This is a genomic window from Nocardia sp. NPDC050697 (assembly GCF_040654395.1).
GTDB lineage: Bacteria > Actinomycetota > Actinomycetes > Mycobacteriales > Mycobacteriaceae > Nocardia.
Genome location: NZ_JBFAHY010000002.1, coordinates 16,171 through 38,214, shown reverse-complemented (window position 1 = coordinate 38,214; position 22,044 = coordinate 16,171). Strand labels below are relative to the sequence as shown.

Annotated in this window: 22 protein-coding genes and 3 tRNA genes; 18 read left to right on the top strand and 7 right to left on the bottom strand. The window is 71.5% G+C overall.

The window, feature by feature from the left end; genetic code table 11:
* Positions 1–112 precede the first annotated feature (112 nt).
* From AB0H71_RS07780 to AB0H71_RS07760, 5 genes are all read left to right on the top strand, one after another.
* Entirely contained in the window at positions 113–838 is a 726-nt protein-coding gene (locus AB0H71_RS07780; RefSeq protein WP_357016331.1) for a dienelactone hydrolase family protein, read from the top strand.
* Positions 839–926: 88 nt separating this feature from the next.
* A tRNA-Ser gene (locus tag AB0H71_RS07775) sits at positions 927–1,016 on the top strand.
* A 36-nt stretch (positions 1,017–1,052) separates the two neighbouring features.
* Positions 1,053–1,125, top strand: a tRNA-Arg gene (locus AB0H71_RS07770).
* Between the two features lie 112 nt (positions 1,126–1,237).
* The gene (locus AB0H71_RS07765; RefSeq protein WP_357016328.1) at positions 1,238–1,882 is read left to right on the top strand and encodes a nucleotidyltransferase domain-containing protein; all 645 of its coding nucleotides are present in this window, start codon (positions 1,238–1,240) and stop codon (positions 1,880–1,882) included.
* The gene (locus AB0H71_RS07760) at positions 1,866–2,252 is read left to right on the top strand and encodes a hypothetical protein (protein ID WP_357016325.1); all 387 of its coding nucleotides are present in this window, start codon (positions 1,866–1,868) and stop codon (positions 2,250–2,252) included. The genes AB0H71_RS07765 and AB0H71_RS07760 overlap by 17 nt, the downstream gene beginning before the upstream one ends.
* Positions 2,253–2,356: 104 nt before the next feature.
* On the opposite strand, the gene AB0H71_RS07755 is transcribed toward AB0H71_RS07760, so the two are convergent.
* The gene (locus AB0H71_RS07755) at positions 2,357–2,668 is read right to left on the bottom strand and encodes a LuxR C-terminal-related transcriptional regulator (protein ID WP_357016322.1); all 312 of its coding nucleotides are present in this window, start codon (positions 2,666–2,668) and stop codon (positions 2,357–2,359) included.
* A 516-nt stretch (positions 2,669–3,184) separates the two neighbouring features.
* Between AB0H71_RS07755 and AB0H71_RS07750 the strand changes: the two genes are divergently transcribed.
* The 3 genes from AB0H71_RS07750 to AB0H71_RS07740 are packed head-to-tail and all read left to right on the top strand — an operon-like array spanning position 3,185 to position 6,032.
* Positions 3,185–3,838 (top strand): response regulator transcription factor, encoded by a 654-nt coding sequence (locus AB0H71_RS07750; RefSeq protein WP_357016319.1) that lies wholly within the window; start codon positions 3,185–3,187, stop codon positions 3,836–3,838.
* Positions 3,835–5,019 (top strand): ATP-binding protein, encoded by a 1,185-nt coding sequence (locus AB0H71_RS07745; RefSeq protein ID WP_357016316.1) that lies wholly within the window; start codon positions 3,835–3,837, stop codon positions 5,017–5,019. The genes AB0H71_RS07750 and AB0H71_RS07745 overlap by 4 nt, the downstream gene beginning before the upstream one ends.
* Entirely contained in the window at positions 5,016–6,032 is a 1,017-nt protein-coding gene (locus tag AB0H71_RS07740; protein ID WP_357016313.1) for a hypothetical protein, read from the top strand. Before AB0H71_RS07745 ends, AB0H71_RS07740 begins: the two co-directional genes overlap by 4 nt.
* A 41-nt stretch (positions 6,033–6,073) precedes the next feature.
* Here AB0H71_RS07740 and AB0H71_RS07735 read toward each other — a convergent pair whose 3' ends face one another.
* The 4 genes from AB0H71_RS07735 to dcm all read right to left on the bottom strand — a co-directional run bounded on the left by AB0H71_RS07735 (position 6,074) and on the right by dcm (position 9,243).
* Positions 6,074–6,796 carry a maleylpyruvate isomerase family mycothiol-dependent enzyme gene (locus tag AB0H71_RS07735; protein WP_357016310.1) on the bottom strand — a complete coding sequence of 241 codons (723 nt, stop codon included), beginning with the start codon at positions 6,794–6,796 and terminating at the stop codon, positions 6,074–6,076.
* Between the two features lie 10 nt (positions 6,797–6,806).
* Positions 6,807–7,463 carry a DUF998 domain-containing protein gene (locus AB0H71_RS07730; protein WP_357016308.1) on the bottom strand — a complete coding sequence of 219 codons (657 nt, stop codon included), beginning with the start codon at positions 7,461–7,463 and terminating at the stop codon, positions 6,807–6,809.
* 245 nt (positions 7,464–7,708) lie between these two features.
* A complete protein-coding gene (locus AB0H71_RS07725; protein WP_357018395.1) occupies positions 7,709–8,074 on the bottom strand; it encodes a very short patch repair endonuclease in 366 nt (121 codons plus the stop codon).
* Positions 8,075–8,109: 35 nt separating this feature from the next.
* A complete protein-coding gene (gene dcm, locus AB0H71_RS07720) occupies positions 8,110–9,243 on the bottom strand; it encodes a DNA (cytosine-5-)-methyltransferase (protein ID WP_357018392.1) in 1,134 nt (377 codons plus the stop codon).
* A gap of 217 nt (positions 9,244–9,460) precedes the next feature.
* Between dcm and AB0H71_RS07715 the strand changes: the two genes are divergently transcribed.
* Genes AB0H71_RS07715 through AB0H71_RS07705 form a run of 3 tightly spaced genes read left to right on the top strand, consistent with a single transcriptional unit; the run spans position 9,461 to position 13,752 of the window.
* A complete protein-coding gene (locus AB0H71_RS07715; protein WP_357018389.1) occupies positions 9,461–11,260 on the top strand; it encodes an ABC transporter ATP-binding protein in 1,800 nt (599 codons plus the stop codon).
* Positions 11,260–13,110 carry an ABC transporter ATP-binding protein gene (locus AB0H71_RS07710; RefSeq protein ID WP_357016305.1) on the top strand — a complete coding sequence of 617 codons (1,851 nt, stop codon included), beginning with the start codon at positions 11,260–11,262 and terminating at the stop codon, positions 13,108–13,110. The genes AB0H71_RS07715 and AB0H71_RS07710 overlap by 1 nt, the downstream gene beginning before the upstream one ends.
* A gap of 36 nt (positions 13,111–13,146) precedes the next feature.
* The gene (locus tag AB0H71_RS07705; RefSeq protein ID WP_357016302.1) at positions 13,147–13,752 is read left to right on the top strand and encodes a putative glycolipid-binding domain-containing protein; all 606 of its coding nucleotides are present in this window, start codon (positions 13,147–13,149) and stop codon (positions 13,750–13,752) included.
* Positions 13,753–13,840: 88 nt separating this feature from the next.
* Here AB0H71_RS07705 and AB0H71_RS07700 read toward each other — a convergent pair whose 3' ends face one another.
* Positions 13,841–14,779 carry a prephenate dehydrogenase gene (locus AB0H71_RS07700; protein ID WP_357016300.1) on the bottom strand — a complete coding sequence of 313 codons (939 nt, stop codon included), beginning with the start codon at positions 14,777–14,779 and terminating at the stop codon, positions 13,841–13,843.
* Between the two features lie 59 nt (positions 14,780–14,838).
* Between AB0H71_RS07700 and AB0H71_RS07695 the strand changes: the two genes are divergently transcribed.
* From AB0H71_RS07695 to AB0H71_RS07680, 4 genes are all read left to right on the top strand, one after another.
* A complete protein-coding gene (locus AB0H71_RS07695) occupies positions 14,839–15,378 on the top strand; it encodes a tRNA adenosine deaminase-associated protein (protein WP_357016297.1) in 540 nt (179 codons plus the stop codon).
* A 22-nt stretch (positions 15,379–15,400) separates the two neighbouring features.
* Positions 15,401–15,832: a nucleoside deaminase gene (locus tag AB0H71_RS07690; RefSeq protein ID WP_357018386.1), complete on the top strand. Its 432-nt coding sequence runs from the start codon at positions 15,401–15,403 to the stop codon at positions 15,830–15,832.
* Between the two features lie 45 nt (positions 15,833–15,877).
* Positions 15,878–15,968: transfer RNA gene (locus tag AB0H71_RS07685), tRNA-Ser, on the top strand.
* 224 nt (positions 15,969–16,192) lie between these two features.
* On the top strand, positions 16,193–16,393 hold the full coding sequence (locus tag AB0H71_RS07680) for a hypothetical protein (protein ID WP_067648335.1): 201 nt from the start codon (positions 16,193–16,195) through the stop codon (positions 16,391–16,393).
* A gap of 205 nt (positions 16,394–16,598) precedes the next feature.
* Here the strand turns inward: AB0H71_RS07680 and AB0H71_RS07675 are convergent, their stop codons facing one another.
* Positions 16,599–18,896, bottom strand: a complete 2,298-nt coding sequence (locus tag AB0H71_RS07675) for an MMPL family transporter (RefSeq protein ID WP_357016294.1) — start codon at positions 18,894–18,896, stop codon at positions 16,599–16,601.
* 214 nt (positions 18,897–19,110) lie between these two features.
* On the opposite strand from AB0H71_RS07675, the gene AB0H71_RS07670 reads away from it, so the two are divergent.
* From AB0H71_RS07670 to AB0H71_RS07660, 3 genes are all read left to right on the top strand, one after another.
* Positions 19,111–19,704, top strand: a complete 594-nt coding sequence (locus AB0H71_RS07670; protein WP_357016291.1) for a TetR/AcrR family transcriptional regulator — start codon at positions 19,111–19,113, stop codon at positions 19,702–19,704.
* A 102-nt stretch (positions 19,705–19,806) separates the two neighbouring features.
* A complete protein-coding gene (locus AB0H71_RS07665; RefSeq protein WP_357016288.1) occupies positions 19,807–20,298 on the top strand; it encodes an Rrf2 family transcriptional regulator in 492 nt (163 codons plus the stop codon).
* A 12-nt stretch (positions 20,299–20,310) separates the two neighbouring features.
* Complete coding sequence (locus tag AB0H71_RS07660) at positions 20,311–22,044, top strand: ABC transporter ATP-binding protein (protein ID WP_357016285.1); 1,734 nt, start codon at positions 20,311–20,313, stop codon at positions 22,042–22,044.

The following is a 22,044-nucleotide window of genomic DNA, read 5'->3' as shown; positions in this document are numbered from 1 at the left end:
TCCCGCACGCGACCGACGGCCGAAACGCCGAGCAACCGGAAAAATCCGGCGCGTCGACCGCTCCCACGTGCAAATTCTCACGGATACCGACGGGTACGCCTACCCTGGTTTCATGCCGGGCATCTATGACGACATCGCCCCGCTACGCCGTGGCGACGAGGCGGAGGGCGACCAGACGACAGCGGGCGGCAGCCCCTCGCATACCGACCGCGTGCCCATCACCGTGCTCGAACCCGAGGGCAATGCCAGGGGCGGCATCGTGCTGCTGCACGAATCGCGCGAGCGCGGCGGCGGGCTGCGCGACCTCATGACCGCGCTCGCCGCCGAGGGCTGGACCGTCGTCGCCCCCGACCTCTTCCACCGGGTCACCGGCGAGCCGGAGCACGAGGTCTTCGGCGACGAGCTCTTCGACGACTTCGACGCCTGCTTCGACTGGCTCACCGCGCACGGGGTCTTCCCGGACTGCGTCGGCGTGCTCGGCTTCGACACCGCGGGCACCGCCGCCTTCCTGGTCGCCACCAACCGGCGCATCGGCGCCGCGGTGAGCGTCGGCGCCAGCGGGCTCACCGAACCGCTCACCGACGAGGCCGAGGCGCTCGTCCAGGCCGCGCCACGCCTGCAGGCCCCCTGGCTCGGCCTCTTCGGCGCCGGCGACCCGGCCGACGACGTCGAGAAGCTCCGCGACGCGGGCGCCGCGGCCGCCGTCGCCACCCTCGTGGTCACCTACCCCGGCGCCCAGCACCGCGCCGACCACCCCGCCGAGGACGAGGACGACGAGTCCGGCCGCGTCGACGCACAGACCAGAATCTTCGACTGGTTCGACAGTAATCTGCGCTGACCAGCCGTTTTGGTGCCCGCAGGTAGCCTGCTGTAATCTTTCTGCTCGGTGGTCCGAAAGGGCCGGTGCCCTCGAAGAGAAGGCTCCAGGAGGCGTGCCAGAGCGGCCGAATGGGACTCACTGCTAATGAGTTGTCCCTTCACGGGGACCGGAGGTTCAAATCCTCTCGCCTCCGCCAAGCCCGGGTAACCGGGTGTACAACTGAACAGGCTATGCGCCCGTAGCTCAATGGATAGAGCACTTGACTACGGATCAAGAGGTTAGGGGTTCGAGTCCCTTCGGGCGCACATCAAGTCCCCCATTCGGTTTATCCGAATGGGGGACTTTTCGTGTAAGCTCCCAGCCATCTCCAACTATAGTTGTGTTAATCTAACTTTAGTTAGAGAGGAGGGTGGGATCGTGCTGCTGAACAAGCCGTTCGCCACGGTGACACCGACCCTGGATGGCGACGTCCTCGCCGTCTTGGCAAGTGCAGAAGCCACGTTCACGATCAGTGGGATTCAACGCATCCTCACCACGGCGTCGGGGGAGGGCATCCGCAAAGTCCTCAACCGGCTCATTGCGCAGGGCGTGTTGCTGCACGACAAGGTGGGCCGAACCCACACCTACCAACTCAATATCGAGCACCTCGCGGCCGAGCCCATCATTGCGCTGGCGCGGCTGAACTCCACGTTCCTCAGCCGCCTCGAACAGCACCTGGACGAGTGGGGGACGACGCTGCGCTACGCTGCGGTGTTCGGGTCGGCGGCGACGGGACGCATGAGGCTGGGCAGCGACATCGACTTGTTCCTCGTGCGCGGCACCGATTCCGACGACGACGTGTGGGAGCAGCGGGTAACCGAACTCGCACGACTGGTCACCGCGTGGACCGGAAACGACGGCCGCATCGTCGAGTACGCCGAGGACGAGTTCCGCGCCGCGGCCGCTGCGGGTGAGCCCCTGTTCGATGACGTGTCGAAGCAGGGACTGACTGTCGCGGGCACACGGGCCTGGTTCAACGCGCAGCTGCGCACGGGAGGGGGTTCTGATGGCAGGACGACGTGACTGTGACTCCGTGGTCACCGCGGGGCGGTTGTCCAAGGCGAACGAGTTCTTCGACGCCGCGCAATATCTCGGTGCGGAGATGCCCAATGCCGCCGGGGACCTGTACGTAGATGCGGGTATCGCCGCGTCGGACGTCCTCTGCTGCGTGCGGCTCGGCGTGCACTCCAACACCGGCCACCACGGCGAGGCCGTTGCCTTGCTCAAGCAGGCGGACAGCAGATCCGAACGGCATCTGAGCACTTTGCTCAACTTCAAGAACAAGGTTGCCTACACGCATCAGGATTTGACCCCTGCGGAGTTGAAGAAGATGAATCGCGCTGCGGAGCACCTGGTCGAGGCGGCCAAGCACGCAGTGGCCGCTCGCGGCTAGTCCGCGGTTCGCCGGCGCTGCCCGAACTGCTTCCGGGACCGGATGCGCCGCAGCCCCCGGAGGCGAACTCCCGGGGGCTGCGAGAAACGGTGCGCATACGCCGATTACAGATCTTCCAGCTTGATCAGCCCGTCCTGCAGGGCGCGAGCGAGCAGCGCGGCCTTGGTCTGAGCGGGGCGGCCGATGGCCTGGTACTTGTCCCTGATCCGGTTCAGGTGGGTGTTCACCGTTCCCATGGTGATGTAGAGCTCCCTGCAGGTCGCCGTCTTGGAGTCGTTGGCGAACCAGTGCAGCATCACCTCGATCTCGCGCGGGCTCAGCTTGGGCTTGAGCCGCTGCGGCAGGACGGCGGTGCCGGGGTGGCGGCCGAGATGGATACCGGACAGAGCGCCCAGCGGCGCGGTGGCTGCATACATGACGTCGTTCCTTTTGAGAGTGCGCGTGCTCATCTGAGAAGTAGTCGGACCCCGACTTTCCGACGTTACTCAGTGTCGCAGGACGAAAGACTCGGCGCGAGATACCAGAACTGGTACCACCGTTAGAAGTCTGAATGAAACCTGTTCCGCCACTCCGGTGCAATTTGCCCGTAAACCTTGGTACCACTTTCAACTACCAGCAAAACCGCAGGTAGAAATGTTTTTACCGACCTGTCGGTTTTGAATGGGCACTCTCGGAGTGAATGACGGGGAATTGCTGAGCCTCACCTTACCGGTGCGTACCGGGGTTCGCTCGGGGCGTGATCCGCATGCGCTTCCGGATTAACTTCCGCCGGAATTGCGACGGCGATTGCGAGGACAAGGATATGTCCGTTCGGGCGCGCTTTACGCCGTGTCCGCGCCCGACACGCTGAGCGTGTCGCGGAGCGCGCGCGGAAACCGTGCGCGGCCGCCCGCGCTCGGCGACAATGGCCGCTCGGGGAGAGGGGGTTCACCGTGTGGCGGATCGGTGTGGTGGAGGACCACGAGAGCCAGATCTTCGGGCTGAAGGCGATTCTCGCGGAGACCGACGATCTGCGGCTGGCCGCGCAGGGCGCGACGGTCGCCGAATTGCTCGGCTGCGCCGCCGAACTCGACCTGGTCGTGCTCGACCTGCGGCTCGGCGACGGCTCGATGCCGGAGGACAATGTGGCGCGGCTGCGCGCGGCGGGCGTCGAGTGCCTGGTGGTGAGCGCGGCGGAGGAGCCGTACCTGGTGCAGTCGGCGGCGCGGGCCGGGGTGCTCGGCGTGCTGCGCAAGTCGGCGAAGGCCGACGAGCTGGTGGCGGCGATCCGCTCGGCCGCGCGCGGCGAGCAGTGGACGACCATGGACTGGGCCGCCGCCATCGACCTGGACGAGGAGTTCGTCGCGGTCAAGCTCAGCCCGCGCGAGCAGGAGGTGCTGCGGCTCTACGCCATGGGCGAGTCGGCGCAGCGGGTGGCCAGCGCGATGGGGCTCGCGCTGAACACGGTGAACAAGTACGTGCAGAACATCAAGGTGCAGTACGCCCAGGCGGGGCTGAACGCCAATACCAAGGTCGAGCTGTACCAGCGGGCGCTGGAGGAGGGCATCGTGCCCTATCCGCGCCGGTTCTGGGGGCGCCGTCGATGAGCGCGGCGCTGCGCACCGAGACCGACTCCGCCGCCGAGCGGGTACTGCGCATCTTCGCCCGCTTCGTGGCGGCGGGGTACGTGTTCTACCTGGGGCTGCTGCTGCCGGATATCGCGCGCGGCACGCAGGTCACCGCGTGGTGGTGGACGCCGATCGCGCTGATCGCGGTGTACGGCACCGGGTTCGCGCTCGGGATCGCGAGCTTCGGCGGCAGCGCGCGGCGGCTGCGGCTGCTGGCGAGCGCGGCGGCGGCCGGGTACCTGCTCGCGGTGCTGCTCTGGTGGCCCGCCTGGACCGGCGGGCAGCTGGCTGAGCTGCGCGGGATGTGGTTCTCGCAGTTCAACGGCTTGGCCAGCCTCGCGGCGGCGGCGGCATGGCGGCCGCGGTGGGCGGTGGCGCACCTCGTGGCCGGTGCGGTGATCGTGCAGACGATCAACCACCTGGCGCGGGCGGGGCAGAGCGACCTGCTGCCGGAGATCGCCTGGAGCATCGGGTTCTGCCTGCTCCCGGTCTCGGCGGGGATCATGGCGGTGCGCACCGGCCGCATCCTCGACGAGACGAGGGCCGAGACCTACGCGGCCGCCGCGGGCGCCGCCGCCGCGAAGGCGCGGACGGTGGAGCGGGCCCGGTTCGACGCGCTCACCCACGACGGCGTGATGTCGACGCTGCTCTCCGCGGCGCGCCAGCCGATGAACCGGCTGCTCAGCACCCAGGCCGCGGGCACCATGGCCAAGCTGGACACCTTCCGCGCCGGCGGCGACCCGGCCACCGAATTCGAGGTGCCCGCGCTGGTCTCGCACATCCGGGTGGCGGTGAACGAGGTGAACGACCGGGTCGGGGTGGAGTCGGTGGTCGCGGGCGATGCCGGGGCCGCCCGCTTCCCGGCGGCCGCGGCCAGGACGGTGGCCGCGGGCATGGCCGAGGCGCTGCGCAACAGCTACCGGCACGCCGGGCCGGACGCCGAGCGCTGGGTGGTGCTGCACGTCGCGGCGGACGGCTTCCGCACCACGGTCGGCGACACCGGCTGCGGCTTCGAGCTGGCGGCGGTGCCCGCCAACCGGCTCGGGATCGCGGTGAGCATCGTCAGGCAGATGAACGAGCTGCCCGGCGGCACCGCCGCCATCGAGACCGCGCCCGGCGCGGGCACCAGGGTGCACCTCTCCTGGAACCGGACCGCATGAGCGACGCCAAGGACATTCGGGACCTGCTCGGCATGCACACCACCGGCGCGCGGGTGATGGTCGGCGCGTACGTGCTGCTCATCTCGGTGGTCACCGTCGCGACCTGGCCGGGGCTGCGCACGGTCTGGCCGACGGTGCTCAGCCTGGTCGTGCTGGCCGTCGCCACCGTCGCGCTGATCGCGGTGCCCGGCGACCCGCTGCCGCCGCTGGCGACCGCGGCCATGACGCTGGCCGGGCCGGTCGCCTGCGCGGTGACGCTGGCCGTGGTTCCGGTACCGATGGTGACGCCGCTGCAGGCGTGGACGCACGGCGGGGCGGCCACCGTCTACTGCTTCATGTGCGTGCGCGGGCGGGCCTGGTTCGCGTGGCTCGGCATCCTCGCGGTGGCGCTGGTGTACATGGCGTGGACCGGGCTCACCGGGCAGGGCGTGGTGGCCGGGTTCGGGCTGGTGGCGATCGAGATCGGGCCGCTCGGCATGGCGACCGTGCTCTCCTACACGCTGCGGCCGGATGCCCAGCTCACCTTCGAGCTGCGGGACGCGGCGCGCGACCGGTACGCGCAGGAGTCCGCGGCCGCGGCCACCCTGCAGGAGCGCGATCACCAGGTGACCAGGCTGGATCGGCTGACCAGGCCGCTGCTCACCCGGATCGCCGCGGGCACCCCGCTCACCGAGCGGGAGCGGCTGGACTGCGAGCTGCTGGAGGCGCACCTGCGCGACAGCCTGCGCGCGCCGGGGCTCAGCGACGAGCACACCACCGCGCGGGTGCGGGCGGCGCGCAGCCGCGGGGTCGAGGTGGTGCTGATCGATGACAGGGGGATGGTGGATTCGGCGCCGGAGGTCCGGGAGCGGGTGCGGGAGGCGGTGGTCGCGGCGCTGGACGGGACCGCCGACGGGTCGGTGCGAATCCGGATCCTGCCGCCGGGCCGGCCGACGCTCGCATCGATCCTGGTGCGGGCGGGGGCGGAGGTGCGGCGCACGGAGTACGACCACGCCGGGCTTCCGGCCGGGTGAGGCGAAGGACGTCGCCTCGCGCCGGGCCTGCGCGTGGGCGCTCAGCGCCAGGCCGGTAGGTCCGGGAGTTCGCCGGTGAGGCCGTCGGATCCGCGGCCGATGAGCCAGGCGAGCAGGGCGTGGGCGGGGCCGGTGACGACGGTGCCCGGCGCGCCCGCGCCGATGGTCGCGCCGAAACCGGTGTCGTCCGAGCGCACCTCGAAGGCGAGCCGATCGCCCGCGTTCATGCCGTGCGCGGCGACCACCTCGGGCAGCAGCCGGGCGACGAAATCGGCGGGCCAGTCCGCGGAGGTGTACCCGGCGGCCAGGTCGACGTGGTGGATCTCGACCTCCTGCAACCGCATCCAGCCGATGGCGGTGGCGGCGAACTCCCGGCCCTGCCGGTTGCGCACCGGCGTGCTCCACGCCGAGGGCGGGAGCTCGGCGGCCGCCGCGGCCAAGCGCGCGGCGGCGGATTCGTTGTCCGGGTACTGCTCGGCGATCGGGCGTGCCGCGCCCGCGGCGATATCGGCGTCGCGGGCGGTGGGGCTCGGGTACTGCGGGGTCTCGATGCCGGTGCGTGCCCAGGTCAGCAGGTTGACCAGGCTGTCGGCATTGCGGGCCACGTGGGTCAGTAGGTGGCCGCGGGTCCAGCCGGGGAGCAGCGAGAGCCCGGCCAGGTCGGCGTCGGTAGTGCGGCGCGCGCTGGCCAGGAAGCGCTCGGTGGCGGCCGCGACGGCGGCCAGATCGGCGGGTACCGGCGGGGGAGCGGCGGCGTCGGTCACCCTGCCGACCCTACCGCCGCGGCGGCACCGCCCTGGCGACTTCGAGCGCGAGCGCGAGCAGCCACAGCGACATGGCGGTCACCTGGATGCGCTGCGCGACGCCGAGCGCGTAGTCGCCGGAGAGGTTGTCCGCCACCAGCATCCACACCGTCGCCGCCGAGCCGACGGCCAGCGCGGCCGCGCCGAACTCGCGCAGCGCCGGGCCGTAGTGGTAGCGGAAGGCGGCCAGGGTGCAGGCGAAGGCGGCGACGGCGATCCCGGTGGCGGCGAGCGTGCTGGTGAGCGCGTGCGGCTGGTGCAGCTGCGGGAAGAGGCCGCTGTCCCCGCAGTCGGCGCAGTCGCGCAGCGGCACCCTGGCATCGGCCACCGTCGCCGCGCCGAAGCAGAGCAGCGCGATCCAGCCGGTCACCGTGAGCGGGCGGCGCGGGAAGCGGGCCAGCGCCACCGCTGCGGCCAGCGCGGCGAAAACGCCCGCCACGGTGTCGGCGGTGGAGAAGACCCAGCGGTAGGGCTTGCCGTCGGCGTCCAGTTCGCTGAGGAAGGTGTGCACCGGGTCGGCGTGCAGCGGCAGCGCGAACTGCAGCACCCAGGCCGAGTAGCTCAGCCCGGCCACCGCGAGGGCGATCGCGACGAACCAGGTGGCTGGGCCGCGCGCGGAAGTGAGCATGGTTTGCATTGTGGCTGGTGCCCCCGGTCCGAGGTGGTTCCCGCCCCGGGGAGCGGTGCACACCGATTCCGGAGGGTGCGCACAGGCTGGTGTCAGGTTCGGCGCGCAGGGTGGAGGCCGAGACGAGGAGGTGAAGCGATGATCGCAATCGCGACCGCGGTGGCGGGCTGCGCGGTGATGACGGCCATGGCCGTGTCCGGCTATCTGGCGCAGCAGGTGCCGAATACGGTGGTCAGGGCCCGGCGCTAACGCACGGCGGCCTGGACGCGGTCGGCGGCGGCCGCCGGGTCCTCGTGCTCCCAGATCCGCACGACCTGCCAGCCCGCGGCTTCGAGCTGGGCGTCGGTGGCGCGGTCGCGGGCGACATTGCCCGCGAGCTTGGCCGCCCACCACTCGGCATTGTTCTTCGGGGCGGTGGCGTGCTGCGGGCAGCGGTGCCAGAAGCAGCCGTCCACGTAGACGGCGACGCGGCGGCGCGGGAAGACCACGTCGGCGCGGCGGCGCTGGCCGCGCAGCGGGGCCCGGTCGACGAAGTAGCGCAGGCCGCGGCGGTGCAGCTCGCGGCGCAGCGCCAGCTCCGGCTCGGTGTGCGCGCGGCGCTGGCGGGACATCCGCGCGCTGGTCGCGGCATCGGTGCCGGGGCGGGTCACGCGGCCCAGCCGCCCATGCGGTCCAGGTGCGTCTCGACGTCGTCCAGGAAGCCGGGCGGGAAGCGGAGCGAGCCCATGCCGGTGCGGCGCAGGAAGCCGGCGGTGGCGCGGGCGGAGAGCAGCCGCGAGCCGGTCAGGTGGCCGGCGAGGCCCTCGTAGGGCTCGTGCACCGGCCAGGTGGAGACGGGGGCGCGGTAGGCGCGGCCCGCCCGGCCCCACGCGGCGCTGGGCCAGGGCTGGCCGGTGGCCAGTTCGGGGCCGTCGGGGAGCGGCTCGGCGGTGCTGTCGAGGCGGCTGCCGACCCACTCGGCCATGCGGACGCTCACCGCGTTGCCGACGAGTTTCCAGCGGTGGCCCTGGCGGAAGCCGGGCACGGTCAGCGCGGGCTCGGTCCAGCCGGCGGAGAAGCCCTGCAGGCGTTCGCCGTCTTCGATGCCCGGCGTGACGATCTCGCCCGCTGGCAGCCGGACGGCGGGCGGGCTGGCGATGCCGAGCGCCGAGCCGCCCTTGAGCGTCGGGACCGCGTTCACCGCCCAGCCGAGGCCGCGGACGCCCTCGGTCCAGTAGAAGCCGCACGGGTCGTGCGCGGGGTCGCCCTGCTCCAGCGGCCCGGCGTCCTCGGCGAGCAGGACCCGGCGCGGGTCCTCGGTGCGCGAGGCCAGCAGCAGCACCCGCTGCCTGCGCTGCGGCAGGCCGAAGGCTCGGGCGTCGACCACCCGGTAGGCCCAGGAGTAGCCGAGCTCGTCCAGTGCACCGGTGATGTGCCGCATGGCGGCGCCGCGGCCCAGCTGCAGCATGAACGGGACGTTCTCCAGCAGCAGCCAGCGCGGGCCGCGGCGGCGGCGGACCAGGCGGAAGATCTCGTCCACCAGGCCGGAGCGGGAGCCGGAGATACCGGCCGTGCGGCCTGCCTGGGAGAGATCCTGGCAGGGGAAACCGGCCGCCACCAGCTCGGTTCCCGGCGGGAGGGAGCGCAGGCGGGTGACGTCGGGGTGGACGGGGATGCCGGGGAAGCGGGCTTCCAGCACCGCGCGCGCACCCGCATCGATCTCGCAGAGCAGTTCCGTTTGCCAGCCACTCGCGGACAAGCCGAGCTCGAGTCCGCCGATACCGGCGAAGAGCCCCACCATCCGCATGGACATATATATTGCCCGGCTGGCCGCGGGCGCCGAACAGGGGCGTGGTGGGGCAGGGGTGGTGTGGCGGAAATTCGGTTGGCGGGGGAGGCGTCCGGTGCCACTCTGGAAGGCCGGAGCCTGTGCCCGTCCTTTCACCCGCTCACCCCGCCGCGTCGGCGGCTGCCGTGGTGCGGACGGCCCCGAACATCGAGGGGGAACCTTGTCCGTCGTGCTCGATCCCGCCGCCGAGCGAATACCCGCGCCGCCGGTCCCGGCGAAACCGGGGGGCCGGACCGGTGCGCTGCGCCGGTTCCTGCCGTACCTGCGCCCGCACCGCGATCGGATCGCGGCGGCGACGGCGCTCGCCATCCTCGCCATGCTGACCGAGATCGTGATCCCGCTGCTGATCGCCCGGATCATCGACGGGCCGATCGCGGGCGGCGACTACGGCTCGGCGATCCCGCTGATCGGGGTGGTGCTGCTGCTGGGGGTGCTGCAGGCGCTCGGCACCTGGGGCAGGCGCCGGATGGTGGCGCGGCCCGCCGCCGAGTTCGAGGTCGCCATGCGCGCGAAGATCTTCGGCAAGCTGCAGCGGCTCGCCATCGGCAACCACGACGCCTGGGAGTCCGGCCAGCTGCTCTCCCGCGCGGTGGACGACCTCGGCACGCTGCGCCGCTTCGTCGGCTTCGCCGGGCCGTTCCTGGTGCTGCACGCGGTGATCGTGCCGGTGGGGCTGCTGGTGCTGTGGTTCCTGATTCCGCCGCTCGGCGCCGCCTTCACCGTGCTCGCCGTCCCGGTGGTCGCCGTCTGCTACCGCTTCGTGCAGCGCTACGAGGTGGCGTCGCGGCGCTCGCAGGATCAGAGCGGCGACCTGGCCACCATCGCGGAGGAGTCGGCGCAGGGCATCCGGGTGCTCAAGGCGTTCGGGCGCGGGCCGTTCCTGGCTGCCCGGTTCGTGCGGCAGGCGCGGGAGCTGCGCGGCACCGAGCTGGTCAAGGTACGGCTGGACGCCACGCTGTGGTCGACCATGATCGGGCTGCCACAGCTCGCCATCGTCTTCGCGCTCGGCTACGGCGGCTACGCGGTGGTGCACGGCCAGATGTCGCTCGGCACGCTGGTCGCCGGCATCACGCTCGCCACCTTCCTGCAGTGGCCGATCATCTGGACCGGCTTCCTGCTCTCCGAGCTCAACGACGCCAGCACCGCGTCCGACCGGTACTGGGAGATCCAGGACATCCCGCTGGACATCACCGACCCGCCCGACCCCGACCCGCTGCCCACCGCGGTCCGCGGCGAGCTGCGGCTGGAGCACGTGCGCTTCGCCTTCCCCGGCGCGGGCACCGAGGTGCTGCGCGACGTCACGCTGCACGTGCGCCCCGGAGAGACGGTCGCGCTGGTCGGCGCCATCGGCAGCGGCAAGACCGCGCTGCTCAACCTCATCCCGCGGCTCTACGACATCACCGGCGGATCCCTGACCGTCGACGGCGTCGAGGTCTCCCGGCTGCGCCTGGCCGACCTGCGCACCGTGGTCACCGCCGCCTTCGAGGAGCCGGTGCTCTTCTCCGCGAGCGTCAGGGAGAACGTCGCGCTCGGCGAGCCGGAGGCCACCGACGCCGACGTGCGCGCCGCGCTGGAGATCGCCCAGGCCACCGAGTTCGTGGAGCGGCTGCCGTGGGGGCTGGACACCAGGATCGGCGAGCAGGGGCTCAGCCTCTCCGGCGGCCAGCGGCAGCGGCTGGCGCTGGCCAGGGCGGTGCTCGGTGCCCGCGCCGGGGGCAGCGCGGGCCGGGTGCTCGTGCTAGACGACCCGCTCTCCGCGCTCGACGTGGCGACCGAGGAGCGGGTGCAGGCCCGGCTGCGCAGCGTGCTGGCCGGGGCCACCACCCTGCTGGTCGCGCACCGGCCCTCCACCGCGGCGCTGGCCGACCGGGTCGCGCTGCTCGCGGACGGCCGGATCGTCGCCGAGGGCACACACGACCGGTTGCTGCGCACCAGCACCAGCTACCGCGAGCTCATGGGAGGCGCGTGATGGAGACGACCACCGATGACCGGAAGGACACCGACCCCGCCGACTGGCGCGGCATCGCCAACGAGGACGGCGAGGTCACCCAGACCGGCAACCTGGTGCTCGCCGCCCGCTCCCGCCGGCTGCTGCTCGACCTGGTGCGGCCGTACCGGGCCAGGGCCGCGGTCGTGCTCGCGCTCATCGTGGGAGACAACGCGCTGAAGGTCTCCGGGCCGCTCTTCATCGCCTACGGCCTGGACAGCGGGCTGGCCGCGGCCGGGCGCGGGGACTGGCTGCCGCTCACGCTGACCGTGGCCGGGTTCGCCGCGGTGACCCTGCTCAGCATGCTGACCACGCTGGTCTTCCTGCGGATCTCCGGCACGCTCAGCCAGAGCGTGCTCTTCGACCTGCGCGGGCGGCTCTTCGCGCACGTGCAGCGGCTGAGCGTGGAGTTCCACGAGAAGTACACCTCGGGCAAGGTCATCTCCCGGCTCACCGGCGATATCGAGACGCTGCAGGAGCTGCTGGAGGGGGCGCTGAACCAGGCGCTCGGCGCCATGCTCTCGGTGGTCACCATCGCCGCGCTGCTCATCTACCTGGACGCCGGGCTCGCGGTGATCGTGCTGGTGGGCTTCGTGCCGCTGGCGCTGGTCACCCGGTGGGCGCAGCGCAGGCAGCGGGCCGGGTACCGGCGCACCAGGGTGGCGATCGCCCGGGTGGTGGTGCACTTCGTGGAGACCATGGGCGGGATCCGCGCGGTGCAGGCCTTCCGCCGGGAGGGGCGCAACCACGCGGTGCTCGCGGCCGAGGACAGCGAGTTCCGGGAGGCCAATGTCGCGGCCGCCTTCGGCATGAGCGACTACACCGGCCTGACCAGGCTGCTCGGCAACCTGACCACGGTGATCGTGCTCTCGGTCGGCGCCTGGCAGGTGATCGAGGGCAACCTCGCGGTCGGCGTGCTCGCCGCCTACCTGCTCTACCTCAACGAGTTCTACGGCCCGCTGGACGAGCTGGCGCAGGTATTCAACGCCTACCAGTCCGCCGCGGCCGCGCTGGAGAAGATCTCCGGCGTGCTGGAGGAGGAGCCCTCGGTGCCGGAGCCGCGCGACCCGGTGCCGCTGCGGCACCCGGCGGGCGCGCTCCGCATGGAGGCGGTGTGGTTCGACTACGCCGGGAAGCAGGGTGGCGCGCCGGTGCTGCCCGAGTTCGACCTGGAGATCCCGGCCGGGCAGGTGATCGCGCTGGTCGGCGCCACCGGGGCGGGGAAGTCGACGCTGGTGAAGCTGCTCACCCGGTTCTACGACCCGAGCGGCGGCACGGTCCGGCTGGACGGCATCGACCTGCGCCGGATCGCCGATGCCGAGCTGCGCCGGGCCGTGGTCATGGTCACCCAGGAGGCGTACCTCTTCGCCGGGTCGATCGCGGACAATATCCGGCTCGGCCGGCCGGAGGCCACCGATGCCGAGGTCGCGGCGGCCGCCGCGGCGGTGGGGCTCGACCCCTTTCTCGCCACGCTGCCGGACGGGCTCGGCACCGACGTGCGCAAGCGCGGCGGCCGGCTCTCCGCCGGGCAGCGGCAGCTGGTCGCCTTCGCCCGGGTGTTCCTGGCCGATCCCGCCGTCATCGTGCTGGACGAGGCCACCTCCAACCTGGACATCCCGAGCGAGCGGCTGGTGCAGGAGGCGCTCGAGCGGGTGCTGCGCGACCGCACCGCGGTGATCATCGCGCACCGGCTCTCCACGGTCTCGATCGCCGACCGGGTGCTGGTGCTGGAGGCGGGCCGGATCGTCGAGGACGGCGCCCCGGCGGAGCTGGTCGCCGGCGCCGGGCGGTTCGCCGGGCTGCACGCGGCATGGCGGGAGACGCTGGTGTGATGCGGCCGACTGCCCCGCGTCGCTTACCGTAGAAGGGTGACGAACCCAGCCCCAGGACCCGAAAGCCAACCGGAGGAATCCCGGTGGCCGGCGATTCTCACGTGGCGTGCCCACAACGGGATGCGCATGGAGTCCGTGCGCGTGACGCTCAATGGGAACCGCATCCGTGCCACCGGCCGCATGATCGGCGGCGCCTGCGCCGACCACCCGGCCTTCAGCGCCTCGTACGACCTGGTCACCGATGAGAACGGCGCCACCAAGCGGCTCTCGCTGCGCACCACGACCGGCGTCGGGGAGCGGCACGCCTCGATCGCGCGGGACAACGAGAACTACTGGCTCGTCGACGCGGGCGGCAGCCACGTGCGCGCCACCTTCGCCGGCGCGCTCGACGTGGACGTGGTGCTCAGCCCGTTCTTCAATACGCTGCCGATTCGCCGTTTCGGTCTGCAGCACGCGGTGGAGGATGTGCAGGTGCCGGTCGTGTACGTCCGGCTGCCCGATCTGCTGGTGCAGGAGGCGAACCTGGTCTACAGCAGCGCCGCCGACGGGATCAGCGTGCTCTCGCCGGTGTCGAGTGCCACCGTCACGGTGGACGAGGACGGGTTCCTGCTCGACTACCCGGGGCTGGCGCGGCGGGTCTGAGTTCCGCCCGCGCCGTGACGTCGTGTGCTCGGCCTGCCCTCAGCTCGGCGGCCGGTCGGTCCGGTTGCTGCCCGCGCGCGGTTCCACCTCAGTCGAGGGCGATGAGGACCGCGCCGCGGCGGCCCGCCTCGCGGAGCGTTTCCAGCCAGCCCGGTGCGCCGGGCACGACACCCGCGATGGTCTCCGGGCGCTGCTCCTCGTAGCGGCGCCGGGCGGCGTGCCCGGCTTCGGCGAGCGCGGCCAGTGAGCCGTCGTCCAGGGCGCGGCGGGCCGCGGTGAGGACCGCCAGCGTCTCGTCCAGCACCGCGCGCAGCGCCTCGGCATTCGGCTCGCAGATGGCGCGGACCAGGTCCGGTGCGGTCCCGGCCACCCGCGTTCCGTCCCGGAACGACCCCGCCGCCAGCCCCAGCGCGAGCGCCCCGCCCTCGGCCCCGGCCCGCGCCAGCGCCTCGGCCAGCACGTGCGGCAGGTGCGAGATCCGCGCGACGGCGGCATCGTGCTCGGCGGCGGTCACCGGCACCACCCGGGAGCCGCAGTCGAGCGCGAGCCGCGCCACCCGCCGCCACACCGCGGGGTCGGTGCCGTCGTCCACGGTGACCGCCCACGCCGCGCCGCGGAACAGGTCGGCGCCACCCGCCGCCCACCCGGACTCCGCCGTCCCCGCCATGGGGTGCCCGCCGACGAACCGCGCCGCCAGCCCGTGCGCCCGCACCGCCGCCGCCACCGGCGCCTTCACACTCACCACATCGGTCAGCGCGCAGCCGGGGGCATGCGCCGCCACCTGCGCGAGCACCGCGTCCAGCGCGGGCATCGGCACCGCGAGCACCACCAGCGCATCGGCCGCGGCCGCCCGGCGCAGCGCGGCGGGAAGGTCGGTGCCGACTTCGAATCCGTCCGCGTGCGCGGAGATCTCGGAGCGGTTGTAGCCGAAAGCTTCCCACCCGGCCGCGGCCGCCGCCCGGAGCAGGGAACCACCGATCAGCCCGGTGCCGAGCACACACAGGGGCGCGGGGCGGCTGGCTGTCATCGGTTCGGAGTTCTCCTACGACTTCAACAATTGAGCTCGGGCAGACTACCGTGGCGGCCATGGCAGCACAGCGCTCGGGCACGAACGGAGCGGCGTCGGACGATTACGACGACGTCGAAGGGTTCGCCGTGGCAGTTGTACGTGAAGAGGGTAAATGGCGGTGTAGCCCGCTGAGCAACGCCGCGCTCGGCGATCTCGTCGCTGCCGAGACCGAGTTGAAGGCGCTGCGCAGCTCGGGCGCGGTGTTCGGGCTACTGGACGTGGACGACGAATTCTTCGTCGTGGTGCGCCCCGCGCCGAGCGGCACCCGGCTGCTGGTCTCCGACGCCACCGCCGCCATCGACTACGACATCGCCGCCGACGTGCTGGAGGCGCTCAACCTCGAGGTCCCCGACATCGACCCGGACGACCTCGACGACGTGGAGCCGTGGGAGGAGGGCGATCTCGGCGTGCTCGCCGACCTCGGCCTGCCCGAGCCGGTGCTCAGCGTCATCCTGGCCGAGACCGACCTCTACCCGGACGAGCAGCTCGGCATGATCGCGCAGCGGCTCGGCTTCGCCGACGAGTTCGCCGCGGTGCTCGACAAACTGCCGCACTGAGGTGCGGGCCGACGCCGAGCTCATGCGGGCGGCGCTGGCCGCGGCGGGCGCGGCCGGGCCGCGCGACGTCCCGATCGGCGCCGTCGTCTTCGCCGCCGACGGCCGCGAGCTGGCCCGCGCCGCCAATGCCCGGGAGGAGCTCGGCGACCCCACCGCGCACGCCGAGATCCTCGCCCTGCGCCGGGCCGCCGCGGCGCACGGCGACGGCTGGCGGCTCGGCGGCGCCACGCTCGTCGTCACCGTCGAGCCCTGCACCATGTGCGCGGGCGCGCTCGTCCTGGCCCGGGTGGCCCGCGTCGTCTTCGGCGCCTGGGAGCCGAAGACCGGCGCCGTCGGCTCGCTCTGGGACGTCGTCCGCGACCGCCGCCTGAACCACCGCCCCGAGGTGCGCGGCGGCGTCCTGGAAGCCGACTGCGCCGCGCTCCTCGACCGATTCTTCCGCGAACACCGCTGACCAGCCGTTTCGGCGATCCGAGGCCATCCGTGTATGGTTGTCGGCGGTGGCGTGTCCGAGCGGCCTAAGGAGCACGCCTCGAAAGCGTGTGAGGGGTAACCCCCCTCCGAGGGTTCAAATCCCTCCGCCACCGCCACAGCCCTTCACCTGATACATCCAGGTGGAGGGCTTTTTCGTGTTCCGGGCGCGGCGCAGTGGGTTCTTCCGTCCATCCCCCTTACGCTGACAGCACCGGACATTGCCCCCGCCGCTGGATAGAACGCCGGACAGTGGGTATTCGCGCGGATAGATCTTGCGGGAAGGAACGCGAAGCATGATGCGCCGCACGACGATCCGCACTGAACGATGCGCGAGAGAAACATGAGAATCGGAAGTGTCATTGTCCTGGTCTGGCTGATCATCGGCATCATCGCCGCCGCTCAGCGCGATTACTTCGACAGCGGCCCGGTGAACTGCGCCGGGTTCGGCACGATCGCGGTCACCGTGATCGCCGGCCCGCTGAACTACCTGGGTGTGAACCCGAAGATCGATGACTGCAATGTGCCGCAGCCGAGCCCGTAGCGGGCCGGCGCTACCCATCGGGTAGCCGCGAATCGGGGCCCGGGTGTGGCGGCATCCGGGTTCTCGGGGAAGACAGCGCCCGGCAGGTGGAGAGCTCCTTCGGCATCCACCGGCCGGGCGCTGTCATGTGCGCGGGGCGCCGCGATCGAAAGGACAGCGGCCCCGCACCCGGGACCGGGTGCGGGGCCGCTGCGCGCTGTGCGGGTCAGGAGACCGTGGCGGGCTCCTTCTGCTCCGCCTCGGTGTGCTGCTCGCGCAGCGCGGCGAGCTTGGCGCCCTCGACATCGATATCCGGCAGGATCCGATCCAGCCAGGCAGGCATCCACCAGGCCCACTTGCCGAGCAGCGCGAGCAGCGACGGGATCACGATCATCCGCACCACGAAGGCGTCGAACAGCACGCCCGCGGCCAGCGCGAAGCCCATGGACTTCACCACCGCGTTCGACTCCAGCATGAAGGAGCCGAAGACCGAGATCATGATGATCGCCGCGGCGGTGACCACCCGCGCGCCGTGGTGGTAGCCGCTGATCATGGCGTCGACCGGCGACTTGCCGTGCACGTACTCCTCGCGCATCCGGGTGACCAGGAAGACCTGGTAGTCCATGGCCAGGCCGAAGACCAGGCCGATGAGCATGATCGGCAGGAAGCTGACGATCGGCCCCGGATCCTCGATCAGCCCGAGCGCGCCCTCCTGGAAGATCAGCACCGTCGCGCCGAAGGTGGCCGCCATGGAGAGCAGGAAGCCGAGCGCCGCGGTGAGCGGCACCAGGATCGAGCGGAACACCAGGATCAGCAGCACGAACGCGGCGCCGGCCACGATCGCCAGGTACGGCGCGATCTTGCTGAGCAGCACGTGGTCGATATCGGCGTAGATGGCGGTGGAGCCGGTGATGCCGTACTCCATGCCGTACTCGCTCTTCAGCTCGGCCTCGGCGTCCCTGGCCTCGGCGACCAGATCCTTGGTGCCCTGGTCGTTCGGGCCCGCCTTCGGCACACCGTCGATGAGCGCGCCGAGGCCGTCCTGGCTGCGCTGCGGCGCGGTCACGTAGTCCATGCCCGCGTAGGAGCCGAGCCGCTCCTGCAGCGCGGTCAGCGCGGCGTCGCGGCGCTCGGCCGGGACGTTCTCCAGGTCGACGGCGACATTGAGGATGCCGTTGCTGCCCTCGCCGAAGCCCTCGGTGCGCAGCTCGTACGCCTTCCGCACGGTGGTGTCGCGCGGCATGCTGTCCTCGCCGGGCAGCCCGAGCTGGAGCCCGGCCGCGGGGGCGGCGAGCGCGCCGAGCAGCACCACGCTGAGCAGCAGCGTCACCGCGGGCGCCTTCGCGATCACCCGGGCGATCCTGGTGCCGACGGTGACCACCGACTCGTCGTCGGTGTCGTGCTTGGCCACGAACGGCAGCTTCGGCTTGAAGAGGAAGCGGCCGAAGGCGCCGAGCAGCGCTGGCATCAGGGTGATGGCGGTGAGCACGGCGAAGGCCGCGGCGATGGCGCCGCCGAGCCCCATGAAGGTCAGGAAGCGGACGCCGACGATGCTCAGCCCGGCCAGCGCGATGATCACGGTGAGCCCGGCGAAGACCACGGCGGAGCCGGCGGTGCCGAGCGCGGTCCCGGCCGCGTCCTCCGGCGAATCCTGCGCGCCGATCTCGTGTTTGTAGCGGGACACGATGAAGAGCGCGTAGTCGATGGAGAGCGCGATGCCGATCATCGAGGCCAGGAAGACGGTGAAGGTCGGCATGGCGATGAAGTTGGTGCCGACCATGATCAGCGAGGTCGCGGCGCCCAGCCCGACCAGCGCGGTGAGGATCGGCACGAAGGCCGCCACGATCGCGCCGAAGGCCACGATCATCACCACCAGTGCCACCGCCATGCCGATCAGCTCGGACTTGCCGCTCGGCATCTCCGGTTCCTGCGCGATGGAGCCGCTCAGCTCGACCGCCAGCCCGGCATTGCGCGCCTCGTTGGCGACGTCGTAGGCGGCGGTGCGATCGTCGGCGGTGACATCGGCGAACTTGGCGATGCCGAAGGGCACGCTCAGGATGGCGACCGAGTCCGGGTTCGCCGCGTTGAGCACGTTCAGCGGCGCCGAGCTGCACTTCGAGGGATCCCGGTCGGTGAGGCAGCCCAGCTGCTCGGCGGCCTCGATCGGGTCGACCAGCGGCTTGGCGTGGTCGACGATCGGGAGTTCGTTCAGCTTGGCGATGAACGCCTCCACCGCGGCCCGGTTCGCCGGGTCGGTGAGCTTCTGCCCCTCCGGCGCGCCGATCACGTAGGTGCCGGTGACGGCGTCGAAGTCGAAGGCGGCCGAGGCGCCGGGGAAGTGCTTGTCCAGAATCTCGGTGGCCCGCTCCGAGGGCAGGCCGGGCAGGCTGAAGTCGTCGGTCATCGGTTTGCTCAGCGCGTTGCCGACCCCGGCGAGCAGGACGAGCAGGATGAGCCAGACCGGAAGCACTATCCATTTACGGCGGAAAGCGAACTTTCCCCACCGGTAGAGAAGTACGGACACGAGGTATCTCCTGACGATGACTGGGCGCGCTGAGTCGAGCGGTGGGAACAGCACCGGTGTAGACAGCACCCGCGGGGCCGTGCGCGGCCCCGCCTCCACAAAACGCTCTCTGCCTACCGTGCGGTAGGTAGACTAACCGCCGGTCGACGGCTGGGACAACACCGTCGCCGCGGGGTACCTGCACCGTGTACCCAGGCAGGAAAGGACCGAACACATGCCGAGCCGCAGCCCGGCTGCCGCCGTATCCGCTGGTGGCAGCACCAAAGACGCGATTCGCGATGCCGCGCTCGACCTCTTCGCGGCCAAGGGCTTCGAGCAGACGAGCCTCCGCGAGGTCGCCGATGTGGTGGGAATCACCAAGGCGTCCCTCTACTATCACTACGCCTCCAAGCAGGATCTGCTAGGAGCGATCATCGATCCGATCATCGAGCACATGCGCGCGATGGCCACCGAGATCGAGACCGTGGTCTGGTCCGGGGCGAGCGTGCGCACCGTGCTGCGCGACTACCTGCGCGGCATCGTCCGGCACCGGCACGCGGGGGTACTGCTGCTGCGCGACGCGGTGGCCATCATCAACGCCCTCAACGACCGCTACCCGGACTGGATCGCCAGCAGCAATCGGATCCGGGAGTGGCTGGCCGGGCCCGCGCCCACCGACGAGTCGACGCTGCGCGCCGCCGCCGCGCTGGAGGTGATCACGGTGGCGCTGGTGAGCTCGGAGTACGTGCCCGGCGCCTCGGAGGAGCTGGTGGAGCACCTGCTGCTGGACTGCGCCGTGACGGTGCTCGGTGGCCTCGCCGATCGGTGAGACGTTCCGGCGCGGGCGGATTCGGTCCGTGCGGCGCGTAGATTCTCCGGTGTCCACCGTGATACCGGGAGTCTTCCGATCGCCGAGTCCAGGAGCTTAGCCGTGCACATCACCGCGAGGGTCGACTACGCGGTACGAACGCTGCTCGAGATCGCGCGCGGCCAGGCGGCGGGGTCGGTGAAGGCGGATGCCATCGCCACCGCGCAGCAGATTCCGCCGAAGGTGCTGGAGACGGTGCTCGGCGAGCTGCGCCGCGGCGACCTGGTGACCAGCAGGCGCGGCCCGGACGGCGGGTACCGGCTGGCCCGCCCGGCGGCGGAGATCACGGTGGCCGACGTCATCCGCGCGGTGGAGAGCCCGCTCGCCTCGGTGCGCGGGCAGCGGCCGGAGGACGTGCGGTACGGGGGCGCGGCCGAGCCGCTGCAAAAGGTCTGGATCGCCTTGCGCGTCAACATCAGAGCGGTGCTGGAGAACGTCTCCATCTCCGATATCGCCGCCGACGAGCTGCCCGGCTTCGTGGTTTCGCTGACAGCTGATCCCGGCGCCTGGGCGCGGCGCCGAAAAGCCGGCGACGGCGTACCCGGCACCCGGTAGCCTCCACACATCATGTTGATCGGACTGCTTCGCACCCGTCTCCACCCCTACCGCAGGCAGCTCGCCGCGGTGGTGGTGCTCCAGCTGATCTCGGTCATCGCCATGCTCTACCTGCCGAGCCTGAACGCGGAGCTGATCGACAACGGCGTCACCAAGGGCGACATCGGCTACATCTGGACCACCGGGCTGTGGATGCTCGCCGTCTCCGGCGTGCAGATCCTGGCCTCCGCGACCTCGGTGTACTTCGCCGCGCAGGCGGCGATGGGCGCGGGCCGGGATATGCGCGGCGCGCTGCTGCACCGGGTCGGCACCTTCAGCGCGCGCGAGGTCGGGCAGTTCGGCGCGCCCTCGCTGATCACCAGGAACACCAATGACGTGCAGCAGGTTCAGCTGCTGGTGGTGATGTCGGCGACCATCCTGGTGATGGCGCCGATCATGTGCGTCGGCGGCATCATCATGGCGCTGCGCGAGGATCTCGGGCTCTCCTGGCTGCTGCTCGTCGCGGTGCCGGCGCTCGGCATCTCGATGGGCGTGATCGTGGCCTTCATGGTGCCCGGGTTCCGGCAGATGCAGGAGCGCATCGACCAGGTGAACCGGGTGCTGCGCGAGCAGATCACCGGCATCAGGGTGGTGCGCGCCTTCGTCAGGGAGCGGCGGGAGACCGCGCGCTTCGAGGTGGCCAACGACCTGCTCACCGCGGCCTCGCTGCGGGTCGGGCGGCTGATGGCGCTGATGTTCCCGACGGTCATGCTGATCAGCAATCTGACCGCGGTCGGGGTGATCTGGTTCGGCGGGCACGCGGTGGATTCCGGCGCCATGCAGATCGGCTCGCTGACCGCGCTGCTCTCCTACATCATGCAGATCCTGATGGCGGTCATGATGGCCTCGTTCCTGGCCATGATGGCGCCGCGCGCCGCGGTCTCGGCGGATCGCATCGGGGCGGTGCTCGGCACCGAGTCGTCGGTGCGGGAGCCGGAGGCGGCGGTGTCGTTCCGGGAGAGCCCGGCCACGATCGAGTTCCGCGATGCCGAGTTCGCCTTCCCCGGCGCGGAGAAGCCGGTGCTGTGCGGGGTCCGGTTCCGGGTGGCGCCGGGCAGCACCACCGCCGTCGTCGGCTCCACCGGCTCGGGCAAGACCACGCTGGTCAACCTGATTCCGCGGCTCATCGATGTCACCGCGGGGGCGGTGCTGGTGGGCGGCGTCGACGTCAGGGAGCTGGCGCTCACCGAGCTGCGCGAGCGGATCGGGCTGGTGCCGCAGAAGGCGTACCTCTTCTCCGGCACGGTCGCGGAGAACCTGCGCTACGGCAAGCCGGACGCCACCGAGGACGAGCTCTGGCACGCCCTCGAGGTGGCCCAGGCCGCCGACTTCGTGCGCGAGATGCCGCAGGGGCTGGCGACGCCGATCGCGCAGGGCGGCACCACCGTCTCCGGCGGGCAGCGGCAGCGGCTCGCCATCGCGCGGGCGCTGGTGCGCGAGCCGAAGGTGTACCTCTTCGACGACTCGTTCTCCGCGCTCGACGTCGCCACCGACGCCAGGCTGCGCGGTGCGCTGCGCCCGGAGACCGCCGACGCCGCGGTGATCATCGTGGCCCAGCGGGTGACGACGATCCGCGACGCCGATCAGATCGTGGTGCTGGAGGACGGCGCGATGGCCGGGATCGGCACCCACGAGGAGCTGCTCCGGGACTGCGCGGAGTACCGGGAGATCGTGGAGAGCCAGCTCTCCGCCCAGGAGGCGCTGTGA

Bases quoted from the DNA above. Each gene is read 5' to 3' on its own strand.
- AB0H71_RS07780 (WP_357016331.1), top strand. From the start codon at position 113: ATGCCGGGCATCTATGACGACATCGCCCCGCTACGCCGTGGCGACGAG.
- AB0H71_RS07760 (WP_357016325.1), top strand. From the start codon at position 1,866: ATGGCAGGACGACGTGACTGTGACTCCGTGGTCACCGCGGGGCGGTTG.
- AB0H71_RS07755 (WP_357016322.1), bottom strand. From the start codon at position 2,668: ATGTATGCAGCCACCGCGCCGCTGGGCGCTCTGTCCGGTATCCATCTC.
- AB0H71_RS07745 (WP_357016316.1), top strand. From the start codon at position 3,835: ATGAGCGCGGCGCTGCGCACCGAGACCGACTCCGCCGCCGAGCGGGTA.
- AB0H71_RS07740 (WP_357016313.1), top strand. From the start codon at position 5,016: ATGAGCGACGCCAAGGACATTCGGGACCTGCTCGGCATGCACACCACC.
- AB0H71_RS07730 (WP_357016308.1), bottom strand. From the start codon at position 7,463: ATGCTCACTTCCGCGCGCGGCCCAGCCACCTGGTTCGTCGCGATCGCC.
- AB0H71_RS07725 (WP_357018395.1), bottom strand. From the start codon at position 8,074: ATGTCCCGCCAGCGCCGCGCGCACACCGAGCCGGAGCTGGCGCTGCGC.
- dcm (WP_357018392.1), bottom strand. From the start codon at position 9,243: ATGGTGGGGCTCTTCGCCGGTATCGGCGGACTCGAGCTCGGCTTGTCC.
- AB0H71_RS07710 (WP_357016305.1), top strand. From the start codon at position 11,260: ATGGAGACGACCACCGATGACCGGAAGGACACCGACCCCGCCGACTGG.
- AB0H71_RS07700 (WP_357016300.1), bottom strand. From the start codon at position 14,779: ATGACAGCCAGCCGCCCCGCGCCCCTGTGTGTGCTCGGCACCGGGCTG.
- AB0H71_RS07695 (WP_357016297.1), top strand. From the start codon at position 14,839: ATGGCAGCACAGCGCTCGGGCACGAACGGAGCGGCGTCGGACGATTAC.
- AB0H71_RS07690 (WP_357018386.1), top strand. From the start codon at position 15,401: ATGCGGGCGGCGCTGGCCGCGGCGGGCGCGGCCGGGCCGCGCGACGTC.
- AB0H71_RS07680 (WP_067648335.1), top strand. From the start codon at position 16,193: ATGAGAATCGGAAGTGTCATTGTCCTGGTCTGGCTGATCATCGGCATC.
- AB0H71_RS07670 (WP_357016291.1), top strand. From the start codon at position 19,111: ATGCCGAGCCGCAGCCCGGCTGCCGCCGTATCCGCTGGTGGCAGCACC.
- AB0H71_RS07660 (WP_357016285.1), top strand. From the start codon at position 20,311: ATGTTGATCGGACTGCTTCGCACCCGTCTCCACCCCTACCGCAGGCAG.